Origin of the sequence: Winogradskyella marina, from assembly GCF_015645385.1 — a bacterium.
GTDB classification, from domain to species: Bacteria; Bacteroidota; Bacteroidia; order Flavobacteriales; family Flavobacteriaceae; genus Winogradskyella; species Winogradskyella marina.
Map to the genome: position 1 here is coordinate 154,347 of NZ_JADOET010000003.1, position 14,212 is coordinate 168,558.

The 14,212-nt window shown below is 31.8% G+C and carries 15 protein-coding genes; all 15 read left to right on the plus strand.

Features of this window, described 5'->3' with window-relative positions; all coding sequences use genetic code 11:
* Window positions 1-92 precede the first annotated feature (92 nt).
* The 15 genes from ITJ86_RS05740 to ITJ86_RS05800 all read left to right on the plus strand — a co-directional run bounded on the left by ITJ86_RS05740 (window position 93) and on the right by ITJ86_RS05800 (window position 13,914).
* Window positions 93-1,484: a serine hydrolase domain-containing protein gene (locus ITJ86_RS05740; protein WP_195870664.1), complete on the plus strand. Its 1,392-nt coding sequence runs from the start codon at window positions 93-95 to the stop codon at window positions 1,482-1,484.
* Between the two features lie 102 nt (window positions 1,485-1,586).
* Window positions 1,587-2,075 (plus strand): DinB family protein, encoded by a 489-nt coding sequence (locus ITJ86_RS05745; protein ID WP_230080233.1) that lies wholly within the window; start codon window positions 1,587-1,589, stop codon window positions 2,073-2,075.
* 226 nt (window positions 2,076-2,301) lie between these two features.
* On the plus strand, window positions 2,302-2,436 hold the full coding sequence (locus ITJ86_RS17435; RefSeq protein WP_262897288.1) for a hypothetical protein: 135 nt from the start codon (window positions 2,302-2,304) through the stop codon (window positions 2,434-2,436).
* Between the two features lie 245 nt (window positions 2,437-2,681).
* On the plus strand, window positions 2,682-3,245 hold the full coding sequence (locus ITJ86_RS05750; RefSeq protein ID WP_195870665.1) for a helix-turn-helix domain-containing protein: 564 nt from the start codon (window positions 2,682-2,684) through the stop codon (window positions 3,243-3,245).
* Between the two features lie 156 nt (window positions 3,246-3,401).
* On the plus strand, window positions 3,402-4,142 hold the full coding sequence (locus tag ITJ86_RS05755) for a hypothetical protein (RefSeq protein ID WP_195870666.1): 741 nt from the start codon (window positions 3,402-3,404) through the stop codon (window positions 4,140-4,142).
* A gap of 173 nt (window positions 4,143-4,315) precedes the next feature.
* A complete protein-coding gene (locus ITJ86_RS05760; RefSeq protein ID WP_195870667.1) occupies window positions 4,316-4,909 on the plus strand; it encodes a hypothetical protein in 594 nt (197 codons plus the stop codon).
* A 13-nt stretch (window positions 4,910-4,922) separates the two neighbouring features.
* Window positions 4,923-5,687, plus strand: coding sequence for a type I methionyl aminopeptidase (gene map / locus ITJ86_RS05765; RefSeq protein WP_195870668.1), 765 nt, complete (start codon window positions 4,923-4,925; stop codon window positions 5,685-5,687).
* A 178-nt stretch (window positions 5,688-5,865) separates the two neighbouring features.
* Window positions 5,866-5,997 (plus strand): hypothetical protein, encoded by a 132-nt coding sequence (locus tag ITJ86_RS17440; protein ID WP_262897289.1) that lies wholly within the window; start codon window positions 5,866-5,868, stop codon window positions 5,995-5,997.
* Between the two features lie 142 nt (window positions 5,998-6,139).
* On the plus strand, window positions 6,140-6,946 hold the full coding sequence (locus ITJ86_RS05770) for a DUF3179 domain-containing (seleno)protein (RefSeq protein ID WP_195870669.1): 807 nt from the start codon (window positions 6,140-6,142) through the stop codon (window positions 6,944-6,946).
* Between the two features lie 71 nt (window positions 6,947-7,017).
* Window positions 7,018-7,839, plus strand: a complete 822-nt coding sequence (locus ITJ86_RS05775; RefSeq protein ID WP_230080234.1) for a tetratricopeptide repeat protein — start codon at window positions 7,018-7,020, stop codon at window positions 7,837-7,839.
* A 76-nt stretch (window positions 7,840-7,915) separates the two neighbouring features.
* Window positions 7,916-9,457, plus strand: coding sequence for a rhomboid family intramembrane serine protease (locus ITJ86_RS05780; RefSeq protein WP_195870670.1), 1,542 nt, complete (start codon window positions 7,916-7,918; stop codon window positions 9,455-9,457).
* 395 nt (window positions 9,458-9,852) lie between these two features.
* Window positions 9,853-11,301: a pyridoxal phosphate-dependent decarboxylase family protein gene (locus tag ITJ86_RS05785; protein WP_195870671.1), complete on the plus strand. Its 1,449-nt coding sequence runs from the start codon at window positions 9,853-9,855 to the stop codon at window positions 11,299-11,301.
* A 196-nt stretch (window positions 11,302-11,497) separates the two neighbouring features.
* Window positions 11,498-12,064: a PAS domain-containing protein gene (locus ITJ86_RS05790; RefSeq protein ID WP_195870672.1), complete on the plus strand. Its 567-nt coding sequence runs from the start codon at window positions 11,498-11,500 to the stop codon at window positions 12,062-12,064.
* Entirely contained in the window at window positions 12,064-12,447 is a 384-nt protein-coding gene (locus ITJ86_RS05795; protein ID WP_195870673.1) for an acyl-CoA thioesterase, read from the plus strand. Before ITJ86_RS05790 ends, ITJ86_RS05795 begins: the two co-directional genes overlap by 1 nt.
* Window positions 12,448-12,693: 246 nt before the next feature.
* A complete protein-coding gene (locus ITJ86_RS05800) occupies window positions 12,694-13,914 on the plus strand; it encodes a DUF3089 domain-containing protein (protein ID WP_195870674.1) in 1,221 nt (406 codons plus the stop codon).
* The last annotated feature ends 298 nt before the right edge of the window (window positions 13,915-14,212 follow it).

Genomic DNA, 14,212 nt, shown 5'->3' on the forward strand with positions numbered 1-14,212 from the left:
TACTTTAGTGTTTAACACATGCAACTAGACATACACAAACACGGTATGTGCAAGCAAAAAAACAATCTTGCTTATCCAAAAACAGAATTTAAATGAAATATTTACTTTTATTAATTCCTTTATTTATTGGTTGTTCGGTAACGAAAGAGAAATCGGAATACCAAAGTCTTTTAGATTATGAAGGCAAATACGAGTATGTTGATAATACGACATTAGAACTTAAAGCTTCGGCGATGGACACCACGCTTTATGCTGTTATAGATAATGCAAAATATCCTTTAAAATTTATTGCTTTGGATAGTTTTATAGATATGCAAGGAAGTTCTGTAATTTTTGAAAGGGACAACTCAAATAAAGTAATAAACTATAAGACTGACGGTCATGAATTTAAGTTACTTACAAGAGCTATTGATAAATCGAATATGTTTCCGAGAAAAGAACTTTTCGATAATCCAGAAAATTACGTGTATAAGCAACCGATAGAAACTGATGATGGACTTTTAACGGGCAATTTGGACGATGAATTTAAAAACCCCAAACTTATAGTCGATATGGTCAAAGAAACCATTAAAGGTAATTTTCCCGATGTCCATAGCATCTTGATTTATAAAAACAACACATTAGTACTTGAGGAATATTTTTACGGTTATGATGAAAATACACCACATCAATTAAGGTCTGCCACAAAACCACTCATTGGCGGAATTCTCGGCATAGCGGTTGACCAAGGATTTATAAAAAGCGAAAAAGATGAACTATTACCCTATTTTAATTCTAAATATTCAGAAATTACCAATTTAGACAAAAGAAAAAAAGAAATTACAATAGAAAATTTCTTAATGTATCGCCACGGAATGGATTGTGAAAACAATAATCCTGCAAGTAAAGGAAATGAATTAAAAATGATGCAAAGTAAAGATTGGGTAAAATACACGCTCAATTTACCAATGATTGAAGAATCTGGTAAATCATCATCTTATTGTACAGGATGTGCTTTGACTTTAGGCAGTTTAATAGAAATAGCAACAGATAAGAAAATTGAGGATTTTGCAAAAGAAAATCTTTTTGAACCTTTAAATATTTCAAATTACAAATGGACTTTCGAACCAAATCAAACGAGTAAAGACGATTTTAGTCAAACGTATTTTACATCAAGAGACTTAATTAAATTAGCAAAATTATTTAAAGATGGTGGTAAATGGAAAGGCAATCAAATAATATCAAAAAGTTGGATTGATAAAACATTTAATATGGACAAAGGTGATTACGGTTATCTGTGGGAACATAAATATTTTATAATTAACGGAAAAACATATAACTCATATTTAGCTTCGGGTAATGGCGGACAAAAAATCAACATTTGGCCTGAACTCGATATGATTACAGTATTTACAGGTGGAAACTATAATTCTTATCAATTGTATGGTAAAAGTACACCGCCAAACGAAATGATACCTAACTATATATTAAAATCCATGAAGTAAAGCCTGCAAATAACACCGTATAAAATTAATTGCTAGTTTTAGCTAGCTTACGAAAGTCCTCGCGGTCTTTCTTAGTCGGTAATTATTTACTAAATAAGTTGTTTGAAACACGATACAAAGAAAATGACCCAATCTGAATTTATAATTTTAAATTTTAAAGAAATAAGGAGAAGAAGTATAAAACTTTGGAATGGACTACCTGAGAAATATTATAATTGGAAACCTGACGAAAAAGCAATGAGTGCGTCAGACATGATAAGACACGTTTTGGAGGCTGATTATGGATGGAACCTTATTATTAATCAAGGTGATATGACGAATTATAAAACACCTTGGAAAAACCGACCATTCATTAACCTTACTGATGAACTTGAATTTGCCGAACCGTATAGAAAAACATTTATAGAACGTGTAAGGCAATTTTCGGATACGGAATTAAACGAAACCGAAATCATTCATCCTGGGAACGGAGAAAAGAAAATACTTGGAACATATTTATTGCGGATTGGATATCACGAATCAGTTCACGCAGGACAATTTTTGTCGTATTTAAGAGCAATGAAAATTGAAAGACCAAAAATATGGGATTGAAAAAACATTACAGCCAACAATGTATAAGCACAATTCCGCGTGGATTCGGACATAGTCATATCCACGCGGAATTGCTAAAGCCTGTGATTAACCGAAAAACAGTAACTTTAAACCCGTAACTGACGGATACACGAGACCGCTCTACGTAATTTAACAAAATTACAAACTAGAAAAATTAAACAAATTTTATAAAAAAACTATTTTCCCAATTCTTGCAATTGGACTTATGACCAAAGGGCTTGGAAAAACAATTATTGGAGAATATTTTGCTTGGTCAGAAGAAGATGCGAATTGCTGCCCAAGCGGAAATGGAACTTTTGAATATAATCCGACTGAATTAACAACTGAAATTAAAAATTAACACGAATAAAAACTGCGTAGAACAACGTGTGTAATTAATGGCTTGTTTGAGCTTGCTTACAAAAATCCTAACAGATTTTCTGTTTAGTGTTTATTTACTAAACCACACAACTAAACATACATAAACGGAAAAACCCAACAAAATCAACATATTGACAAGAATGTCGTACAAATGTCGCAAACAAACCGTTATCAAAATGATAGATTCATAAGTAGTTTTGTCCAAACAATAAATCAAAATTAATTATGAACGAAATCGGAAATAAAATTAGAGAAGTAAGAAAGAAAAAAGGACTTTCTCAAGAGGAATTGGCTGAATCTGCTAAAGTGAATTTAAGGACAATTCAACGAATTGAAAACAATGAAAGTGAACCACGTGGAAAAACCTTGAATTTGATTTGCGAAGCTCTAAACATAAATACAGAAGATATTTTAGATTACGGAAAACAAACGGATAAAAATTATTTAATAGTTTTTCATCTTTCAGTAATAGTATTTTTGGCAATACCAGTTGGAAACATAATTGTTCCTCTCATTTTATGGATGAACAAAAAAGATAAGATAATTGGACTAAAAGAGATTGGAGCAAATCTTTTAAATTTTCAGATAGTTTGGTCTGTTTTTACTTTTATTTCTATAACGACTTTTGCTCTATTTAAACTAATGCATTACGGAACTTATGAAATTCTATTTTATATATTTATCGCACTTTATGCTTTGAATATCATATCACCGATAACTTTTGCTATTAAAACGAACAAAGGACATACGGAAAATTTATATCCGAATATTATTAAACTGATAAAATAACTGGTGGTTACATCGTATATAATTTAATGCTGGTTCTAGCCTACTCACAAAATTCTAATGGATTTTCTATCGGTTTTTATTTGCTAAATTAGGTACTTAAGCCACGCAACAAACCATATATACAAACACCTTGTACGCAAATAAAAACCAATGTTCATGAAAAAAATTTCTCTTTTATTTTTATTAATTACTTGCATTAGCTGTAAAGGCATAGTTTTCAATACGGCACTAAAAAAATATGGTGCATACGATGAAAAAATTGAATTAATAAAATTAAAAAGTGATTCTAAAGAGATTATATTTTTTCCAATGATCCATGTCGGAACAAAAAATCTTTATGAAGATATTAAATATAAAATTGATTCCTTAAACCAAAAAGGGTACTATTTCTATTATGAAAATGTAATTGCTCATAAAAAAGAAGACACAATTTTAAGGAAGGTTAGAAAATTGAGAAATATCCCATTTACAGAAAATGGCTATACTGGTTCAATAGATTCATTATTAAAAAAGAAGTTTAAATTTAAACTAAAAAAAGAGTTAGTCAATCAACCTTCTAATAAAGAATTAGGTCTTGACTCTTTAAATAGTCGTAACGTAGATACGACCTTAAAAGATATGGTAAATTACTATGAAGAAAAGTATGAAGTTATACATTTAGAACCTTGTGACTTTGAAACCTCTATATTTCAAGAATCAACTTGTGAAAACAAGCTTAAAGATAAAAAAAAATACGATGACACAGTTGTTGAATTTAGGAATCAAATTGTTGTTAATGAAGTTGCAAAAGAAACAAAAGTGAAAATTGCAATAATTTACGGAAAAGGTCATTTTAGTGGTATTCTAAATGGTTTAAAAGAAACAGATAATACGTGGAGAATTTTAAATAAGGACTAAAACTACGCACAACACCGCGTTTAATTAATTTGCTAGAGTCTTCCCTACTCACAAAAATTCCTTCGGAATTTTAACGGGTTCGTAAAAGTTTACTAACTTAGTTGCCTAAACCACGCAACTAAACGTACACAGACATTTTGCCTGTAATATAAGAATTGGAACGCATTACAAAAATGGAAAGAAAAAAATTAGTTATCATAATTAGTATTATTCTACTTTTATTGATTGGTTCTATTTATGCTTATATGAATGCACTTGGTTCAATGTGGGTGCTCAATAAGCCAGATGAAAGTCCTTATTTTATAACTACTGAATCCATAACTATTAAAAATATACCTTTACCAAAAGGAACGAAGATTACATATAAAAAACGTTTTTTTTGGGAGAAATACGAGCAAGAAAAATTACTAAATGAAGAGAATGTTACTGATATTTCTTTTAAGAAAGGAGTTACAATAGATTGGGGAGGAGTCCCGATAACTTCTATTCATAAATTTTATAACTCAAAAATGAAAGGGTTTTCTGTTAATGCCGATTTCGATAAGCTGAATAATACTAAAAAAACACAATTTTCTAATTTATGGTTACGTTGTAATGATAATTTGGGAATAACTGTAGAGAACACAAATGATTGGTCTTTTAACAAAAAAAACATTCTGGATATCGAATCTTGCGGTGTAAATAATCAAAGGTACTTTAAGGAAGATAAAAATCAACAAAGATTTTTAGATGAATTGTATAGTCAACTAATGAAAATAAAAGATTAATAAAAATTACGAAATGTCAATAACAAAAGAATCTGAATTAATCGGAATGAAAAAAATTAGTGAAGTTGTTGGAACTACACTAAAATTAATGAGGGAATATGCTAAAGTTGGAATGTCTACTAAAGAATTAGATGAATATGGAGGTGAAATTTTAAAGAGTTATGGTGCTAAATCTGCCCCTTATGAAACCTATGGATTTCCTGGTTATTCTTGTATAAGTATAAACAAAGAAGCAGCACACGGAATACCATCAAATAAAAAGATTTTGAAAGAAGGAGATTTAATTAATATTGATGTCTCTGCGGAACTTAACGGTTTTTGGTCTGACAATGGTGGCTCTTTTGTTCTTGGAAAAGACATTTATAATCACCAACCGCTTGTAGATGCTTCTAAAAACATTCTACGTAAAGCTATAAACAATATAAAAGGCGGAGTGAAAATTTCTGAAATTGGATATTTAATAGAAACTGAAGCTAAAAAGTCAGGGTTTAAAGTTATTAAAAATTTGGCTGGCCACGGAGTCGGAAGAAGTTTACACGAAGAGCCTGAAAATATTTTAAACTACAGAGTTAAAAGTAACAGAGAACGATTCAAAAAAAACACCACAGTAGCAATAGAAACTTTTATTTCAACAAATTCAACTGTTGCTGTAGAATTAAATGACGGTTGGACTTTAGTAGGCAATAAAGGTGGCTATGTAACTCAACACGAACAAACGATACTGGTAACTGATAAATATCCTGTCATTTTAACAGAATCGAATGAAATTTGGAATTAAATAACTGGCTTCAACAGCGTGTATAATTTATGACAAACCAAAGAAACACCTAGGCCATAATATCTAAGCAGAATGCTGAAAATAAATATACTGAGAAAATAAAACTGAAAGAACAAACGATAGAATGAAAAGGTACAAATTTAAAACCTCCAAAAAATTAAAAACAATACATCGTAAAATGATAGTAAATTTTGGTGCGGAAAACATAAGATATGAATACGAGCATTATTATTTCGATATTAAAGCTGAAAAAGTAGAAAGTATTCAAGCACATTTTAAGAAAATTGGATTAGCACTATTAGCCGTTTAACTAGAAGTCTCTAAAATAGATGCTGAAAACCACGAAACATAATGCCGAAATTTCATTAGGTTCGTAAAAGTTTGCTAACTTAGTTGCCTAACCACGTAACTAACCATATACAAGAGCGTTAGCGAACATTAAACAAACAATAATGAAAAAAATCATTTTTCTATGTCTGACGATTCTTTTTATAGGATGTAAAGAGCAGTCAAAAAAAGAAGACGTTAAATCAGTAGACAAAAAAGAAATTGTAAAAAAGAAACGACCTGTTGCTTTAGAAGATGGTAAATTTTTTGAAGTTGACGGAAAGAAAATGTTGTATGGTGGAGAATTGGAAAATCAACATTTCGACATAAGTGACTATTTACTTAAAGATGAACAGTTTCATTATGGAATTGGTCGTGAAAAATTTCCAGCCTTATTAAAACCAGAATTTATTTCTGTCACAGAAGCTAACCAAGTTTGGGCAGACAGTACAAGATTTTTGCTAGCACAATCTGGTAATGAGATTAAAGCTTACTCTGTTAAAGACCTTACTAGACACGAAGTTGTTAACGACGTTCTGGATGGTAAACCTATAATGGCGGCTTATTGTATATTGGCTGATTTGGGTGCTATTTATGAGCGAAATTATGGAAATAAAGAACTAACATTTGCATTAAGTGGATATACCTACTATGATAAAGAAATATGGAATGGGTTAGATGGATTTGTACTTTGGGATAGAGAAACAGAAAGCTTGTGGTGGCCATTGATTGGTAAAGCTGTTTCTGGTCCCTTAAAGAATGTAAAACTCATTGAGATGGATAACGACAAATGGAGCGATACGACTTGGGAAAACATTCGAGATAATTATCCAAATGCGAAAGTTCTAAAGTCAGGACAGGACTTTGAAAGACCTACTGAATGGAAAAAGATAGAAGATGTGTCTTCTATAATTGAAAACTTTAGGGCATAACCACGCCATGATATCATACGCTAATCCGCTAGGCAACATTTGACCAAAAATTGATAAGTGACATCAAAATATTGACCATTTTATTATTTGCTACAATGTCTTCTTGTGGCCAATCTGATACATCTGACAAAGATTTAGCAAAAAATAAAGTGATAGCATTAAGTCCGCAGAAAGAAAAGCAGAAAGAAATAATAAATGAACATCTGAAAAACGGAGCGTGGAAACACGAACTATTTTCAAGAGAATGGCAAGAAGAAATTGACAAAGGACTTGCAAAAGATAGCACTATCGCATATTTATGGCAACAAAAGGCAATGCCAATGTTCAAACAAGGAAAATATGAGGTTGGAGTGGACTTTATTGATAAGGCTGTAAAATACGACAGACAAGGGTGGCAAGATTATCGAGCATTCATAAAATGTATTTTTGCTAAAACGTATAGAGATGCGATTACAGATTTTAAAGATTGCAAAAAAAGGTTTGGATATAGCTATGTTATGGACCATTCCTATGACTTTTACATTGGGCTTTCCTACTTACAATTAAATGAATTTGAAAAAGCGGAACAGATTTTTAAACAAGATTACGAATACCAACTAAAAGATAAAGGCAAAGATTGGCTTCACCATTTAGACTTGTTTTATTATGGTATTAGTAAATATGAGCAAAAAGTTTATTTAGGAGCAATTGAAATTTTCGACAAGGCTTTAGAAATTTACCCTAACTTTTCAGAAGTCCAAATTTTCAAATCGGATTGTTTAAGACGAATTGGAAAAACAACAGAGGCACACGAATTACAGAAATTAGGAGAGATTAATGGTCGAAATGGAAACACAATAAACGAAGACAATGTGATTTATGAAAAGTATCCATATCAAATAAGATGGTACTAAATAAAAAACGTTACACAACCACACAACAAACCATATACAAAAATGTTAGCTTGCATTTAAAACCAACATCTCCTTATTGAACACTATAAAAACAAAAATTAAAGACGTATATGTTCCATTTTTAATAGTTTCGATAGGAACAATTCTTTTTTACAATATATTTCGTTGGACTTTAGATATCAAACTCGGAATTCTACCCTTAAAGGAAAACCTATTGAATTTTTGGATTCCTTTCGCTCTTCCTTGCATTCCAATACTTATTTGGTTACGAAGAAGAATTAGAATTTTAAATGTTAGAGGCAAAACAGATAACGGCTATTTTGCATATCAATTTGCTATGGCCGTAGCAATCGCTGTGCCATTAATAATAAGTCAACACTACATTGAGAAAAATTCTTTTGACTTAAACGAAATACCTTCAATAGCAAAAGTTAAAGAATTAAAAAATGAAAAATATTTTAAAATAAGCTCATTTGATATTGACCATAACTCAAGCCTTCCATATGTAACTGCGAGAACTTCTGGTCGAAATAATGATAATCTAAACTTTTACTTATATCTCGCCTGTCCTTTTAAGGAAACGAGTTCTATTTGGTATGGAGTTGAGTATAAAAAGAATTTAAGTAATCGTATTAATGAACAAAGAAAAAAATCAGAATACAGAACTTTTTTAAATACATCAGAACAAGAATTTAAAACATATAATTTTCACGATGTAGAATATTTTGAACGACTAGGATATTCAGACGACAGAGATGGATTTATAGAAGCAATACAAAAAAGAAACGCTAATCTAAACGAAAAGGAACAAATAATACTTGTACCTAAAAAAGATGTTTTTGAAGAAAGACTTGGTAATTCGTTTTCCTGGATTTTTGGGTCTTTTGGTATCGGAGCACTAGCCCTTTTAGTAATGGTAGTAATTCCTAAAATTGACGAAAAGGAATTAAACGATTTTAAGAAAAATAAACCACTAAAAGAAGATCATTTAAAAGATCTGATAAGCCTTTTAAATCCAATAGGCGAAAATAAAGCTACAGCAATTTTATTACTTCTAAATATTATTGTATTCCTAATTATGACCTTTAACGGACTTAACATCGTTTCTCCTACACCAAGAGAATTACTCGAAATTGGAGGAAATAGACGATTTGAAGTTATGAATGGAGAATATTGGAGATTATTTTCTTCTTTATTTATTCACGGTGGACTCTTACACTTGTTTATGAATTTAATCGGACTTGGACTTGGCAGTAGTTTGTTGGAAAAGGCTCTAGGTTCTTTAAAACTTATAATTATCTACATTGGTTGCGGAACACTAGCAAGTTTAGCGAGTATTTATTGGCACGAAAATACAGTTAGCGTTGGAGCATCTGGAGCAATTTTTGGACTTTATGGACTGATTTTAGCTTTTACCGTTTTCAAGATTTATCCAGATTATATGCGTGGAATGACTTGGATGTTGTTGGGACTTTATGCTGGAGTAAGTCTGCTATTCGGGTTTTTAGGAGGAATTGATAATGCAGCTCATTTTGGCGGATTAATAAGTGGATTTGTAATTGGAGGTATTTTAATATTAATAGATAAAGACGAACTGAAAAAAAATCTAAGCTATTAACGTGTATAGTTCATTGCTAGTGCAAGCCTACCTGCGAATCCCTAGCAATCGGGACGCTGATAGTTTATTCCGATAATAATTTTCTTAATATCAGTTTAAAAACTACTGAACGCAAGCCTTGTGCTTTTCAATATATAAGACATTGTTTTTCACAACCTTACAGCTTAACGAACGTTATATAGCATAAAAGGTTTTAACTTGGCCTGTGATTTAGGGATTTATACGTACAATTACATCTCGCTATATCAATAAATATAATTAACTTCGTTTCTCATAATTTTTCTGATAAGAAACCTTTGTTATATCCTGATAAATTTATGGATAGGACTTATGAAAATTATGATATTACGAGTTAGCCGCAAGTTTATAATAACATTCACAACTATTATTTAACCATGATTAATAAGATTAAAGAGTTAGAGAAATTATCACGTCTTTTAGACCCTAAAGAAAGCATAAGAGAACAATGGAACGCTGAGGTTTTAGAGTATTCCAATACATTCATAAACAACTTAGACACTTCAAAAGCTTTTATTCAGTCTAAAGAAAATGGAAAGGCTATCTATAATTTAGATATTGAAGAGCAAGCAGTTGAATTAACCTCATTATTAGATAGTACAACAAAAAATATTGACGGCGTAGGTATAAATCCTGCCTCTGGCGGACACATGGGTTACATTCCTGGTGGTGGACTTTACCCTTCTGCGCTTGGAGATTATATGGCAGCCATTAGCAATCGTTATGCTGGAGTATTTTATGCTGCACCAGGAGCCGTTCGTTTAGAAAATATGATTATTAAATGGATGTGTCGCCTTATGGGTTATCCTACTACTGCCTTTGGGAATTTAACTTCAGGTGGATCCATTGCTAACTTAATGGCCTTAGTAACAGCACGTGAAGCTTATAACCTTAAAGCTAGAGATTTTGAAAAATCTGTAATTTATCTTACAAAACAAGCACATCATTCTATATTAAAAGCCATCCGAATTTCAGGATTATCTGAAGCGCAATTAAGATATATACCTTTAGACAACAACCTAAAGCTTTCCGCAGAACATTTAGAAACGGCCATTATTGAAGACAAAGAAAAGGGGTTGATTCCTTTCTATATCAATGCTTCATTTGGTACCACCAATACAGGAACAATTGATCCTCTAGAAGCCATTGCAGAGATCGCTAAAAAACACAAACTATGGTTTCATGTCGATGGAGCTTATGGTGGTTTCTTTAAATTAGTTAAAAAATTAGATTCAAAATTTAAAGGCATAACAGAAGCGGATTCCATAACTCTAGATCCGCACAAAACACTTTTTCTTCCTTATGGAACAGGTGCTGTACTCATAAAAGACAAAGAGAATTTATTAAAAGCCTATCACTGTCTAGCGGACTATATGCAAGATACTGTGGGTAAAGAAGATGAAATTTCACCTGCAGATATATCTGCCGAACAAACAAAGCACTTTCGAGGGATGAGAATGTGGCTGCCATTAAAATTATTTGGCTTAAAACCTTTTAGAGCAGCATTAGAAGAAAAACTAAACCTCACAACATATTTTTATGATGAAATACAAAAATTACCTGGGTTTGAAGTAGGCCCAGAACCAGAACTTTCTGTGGCTATTTTTAGGTACGTTCCTAAAGATGGAGATGCAAACGTATTCAACAGAGAGTTAATTGAAGCCATTCAAACTGATGGACGTATATTTCTATCATCTACGAACATAAATAATGTCTTTTGGATACGAATAGCCATTGTTCAATTTAGAACGCATCTTGAACAGATAGATCTTTTACTCGATATTATTAAAAAATACATAGATGATACCTCAACTGAATTAAATTAAACCAGTGGCTAACAGTATATATAATTTCTTGCTAATCCTCGCCTACCCTTCGACTACGCTCAGGACTGGCTTACGAACCCCGATTTTCTAGTCGGTTTTTACTTAGCTGTTGCGCAAACAAGTGTGCTAAATTGCGGGTTTAAACACGTCACTAATCATACACAAATACATTGGCTACAATATAAAAAACGATATTATGAAACATGATCTTGCTGCAATGAACTCTTTGGATATTTACTTATCAAATCTGACCAATGAGGAATACGACAAAATCAAACATAAAATTGGTACTAGAAAATCAAAATCGATGCCATTATTGAGTTGGGATATTTATAGGGATGGTTATCATAAACGAATGACTGAAGCCAAAAAGAAAATTGAATTGGAAAAAGTTCTTTCTTTTGCAAAACAATTTAATTGGCAAAATGACCTTGAAATTGCTTTTGCTGAGAATGATTACGAAGCCTTGATTATTACTGATATAAATCAGAAAATAATATGGGTAAATGATGGTTTCACGTCTATGACTGGTTATTCAAAATCATTTGCTCTAAACAAAACACCGAGGTTTTTACAAGGCGAGAAAACCTCATTAAGAACTAAAGCAAAGATTAAGTCTAAAATTGAACTTAACAAACCGTTCAAGGAAGTCATAGTCAATCACCGAAAAGACAAATCAATTTACAAATGTGAGGTAAAGATTATACCGCTTTACCACAAAGAAACAACGCATTTTATAGCATTAGAAAAACAAGTAGTATAATGGACGTAGAGCAAAAAATAAAAAAATCAAGGTCGAAAATCTTTAAAGCGGTTTTTCCTAATACAACGAATCATTACGACACCCTTTTCGGAGGCACAGCAATGCAATTAATGGACGAAACGGCGTTTATAACAGCAACAAGGTTTAGTCGACAACAAATGGTTACTGTTAGTAGTGATAAAATTGACTTTAAAAAGCCTATTCCTGCAGGAACTATTGTGGAACTCGATGGATATGTTACCCACGTAGGACATACAAGTTTAAAAGTGAGAGTAGATATTTTCGTAGAGGAAATGTACACCGATTTCCGAGAAAAAGCAGTATCCGGAGAATTTACATTTGTTGCGATTGACGATAATAAGAAACCAGTAAAAATACTATAGCTAAAAACGTATATCAGAAACAGCGATTCCACCTATTAAACAATTAAATTTCAATAAGTTACAAACCCTTATTACATTGAAAATATAGGGCTTAAAATCTGCTGTTTTTCATATACAAAACAGTGGCCTGTAATGCAGCTAAACTAAAGCTCTATTCAATAACGTAACGCAACAAACACAAAATTATACTTAAAAATAATTCGAAATACCTATTAAACCTTTTAAGATTACAATAGTCAAAAAAGCATGAAATTAATAAAATGCTTCGGGTTATTTATAGTTCTACTTTTCTTATTTTCTTGTTTTACTGTTCAAGAAGAACAAGAACCTGACTCTAATGTTATAGACATTCCTATTTCAACAACGGACTATAGCACAGTGAATAATTGGTATTTTCATCCCAATCAACCTTTAAATTTTTTAGAATCTTATGATTTAGATATTGCAGTGATTGATGAAAGTTTAAGCCTAAGTTCTACCATTGAGATTAATAATAACGCCACCACAAATACAGGTATTGATGTATTTTGGGTACATCCAACACATCTTGATAATCCACCACTAATTCCAAGCACAGTAGCTATTGATAATCAAGACACAAATTATATTGGTCTAACCATTTTAGCTCAAGGAGCATTATTGGCAAAATATGGTCGCTTTTATGCACCAAAATATAGGCAAGCTACACCTGCATCTTTCCTAAGTGCTTCTCATACAGAAGAAGAAAGAGCAACAGGTTTATTAGAAGCCTATTCCGATATAAAAGCATCTTTTCAAAATTACTTAGACAACCATAATAATGGTAATAAGATTATTCTTGCAGGACATTCTCAAGGGTCGTTTCTTTTAGCCATGTTAGTGAGAGACCTCTTTGACACTAATCCAGAACTACGAGAAAAATTAGTAACTGCTGCATTAGGCGGCATGGGCTACGTTTATGGGTTAGATAATTCAACATTAGGTGGTTGGTGGGAAAACATAGGACTCTGTACTACCACCAATGAGTGTGGTTGTGTTCATTACTGGAGAAGTTATGAAAATGACCAGACCATACCAGAACCGATTACAACCTTTCCCTCGTTTAGTGAAACTTTAGTAAATAGCGGATTGGTATATCGTACAACTCATCTGAATAGTGATACGTTTTTTCATGATAATTTAATTTTTAATTCGCAAAATAATCCAATGCGTTATATCACACCAGGTATTCAGTATAATTTTAGTAATGGCGCAAATTTTGTAGCTTTTGATGATATGTATACGGCGCGATTAAAAAGAGAATCTAATCATAGAATAGGCTTGGCTGTAAATTACACCCCAAACATTTCGGACCAACGACCTAACGAATTAGAAAATTTACAAAGCCCTATTATCTTTACCGAGGGCGATTTTCATATGAAAGATTATCATATATATATTTGGGCTTTGATGCAGCAAATCGATGAAAAACTTAATGCTTGCTTTTAAAAAACTATTGCAAATTTAAGCGTGTATAATTCATTGCTAGTTATAGTCTACTTCCAAAAATTCTCATGAATTTTCTATACGGTATTTAGCACCTAAATTAGTTGATTCAAACCTGCAAGAGACCATATATAAACATGTTTGAAACAATTTGATAAAAACCGTAGCAAATACGAAATTGAACGATCAAACAAGAAAGTTACAGATTTAGAAATTCTGACAACTATAAACGGACATATATGTAGTTAGAATTTAAAACTCAGAGTAGTAATCATTTGAGCATTTGTAGCTGGTGTATCTT

What these genes read in the sequence shown, in the direction of transcription:
- ITJ86_RS17440 (WP_262897289.1), top strand. Translation starts at nt 5,866, where the DNA reads ATGATAGTAAATTTTGGTGCGGAAAACATAAGATATGAATACGAGCAT.
- ITJ86_RS05790 (WP_195870672.1), top strand. Translation starts at nt 11,498, where the DNA reads ATGAAACATGATCTTGCTGCAATGAACTCTTTGGATATTTACTTATCA.
- ITJ86_RS05740 (WP_195870664.1), top strand. Translation starts at nt 93, where the DNA reads ATGAAATATTTACTTTTATTAATTCCTTTATTTATTGGTTGTTCGGTA.
- map (WP_195870668.1), top strand. Translation starts at nt 4,923, where the DNA reads ATGTCAATAACAAAAGAATCTGAATTAATCGGAATGAAAAAAATTAGT.
- ITJ86_RS05750 (WP_195870665.1), top strand. Translation starts at nt 2,682, where the DNA reads ATGAACGAAATCGGAAATAAAATTAGAGAAGTAAGAAAGAAAAAAGGA.
- ITJ86_RS05760 (WP_195870667.1), top strand. Translation starts at nt 4,316, where the DNA reads ATGGAAAGAAAAAAATTAGTTATCATAATTAGTATTATTCTACTTTTA.
- ITJ86_RS17435 (WP_262897288.1), top strand. Translation starts at nt 2,302, where the DNA reads ATGACCAAAGGGCTTGGAAAAACAATTATTGGAGAATATTTTGCTTGG.
- ITJ86_RS05795 (WP_195870673.1), top strand. Translation starts at nt 12,064, where the DNA reads ATGGACGTAGAGCAAAAAATAAAAAAATCAAGGTCGAAAATCTTTAAA.
- ITJ86_RS05755 (WP_195870666.1), top strand. Translation starts at nt 3,402, where the DNA reads ATGAAAAAAATTTCTCTTTTATTTTTATTAATTACTTGCATTAGCTGT.
- ITJ86_RS05770 (WP_195870669.1), top strand. Translation starts at nt 6,140, where the DNA reads ATGAAAAAAATCATTTTTCTATGTCTGACGATTCTTTTTATAGGATGT.
- ITJ86_RS05785 (WP_195870671.1), top strand. Translation starts at nt 9,853, where the DNA reads ATGATTAATAAGATTAAAGAGTTAGAGAAATTATCACGTCTTTTAGAC.
- ITJ86_RS05800 (WP_195870674.1), top strand. Translation starts at nt 12,694, where the DNA reads ATGAAATTAATAAAATGCTTCGGGTTATTTATAGTTCTACTTTTCTTA.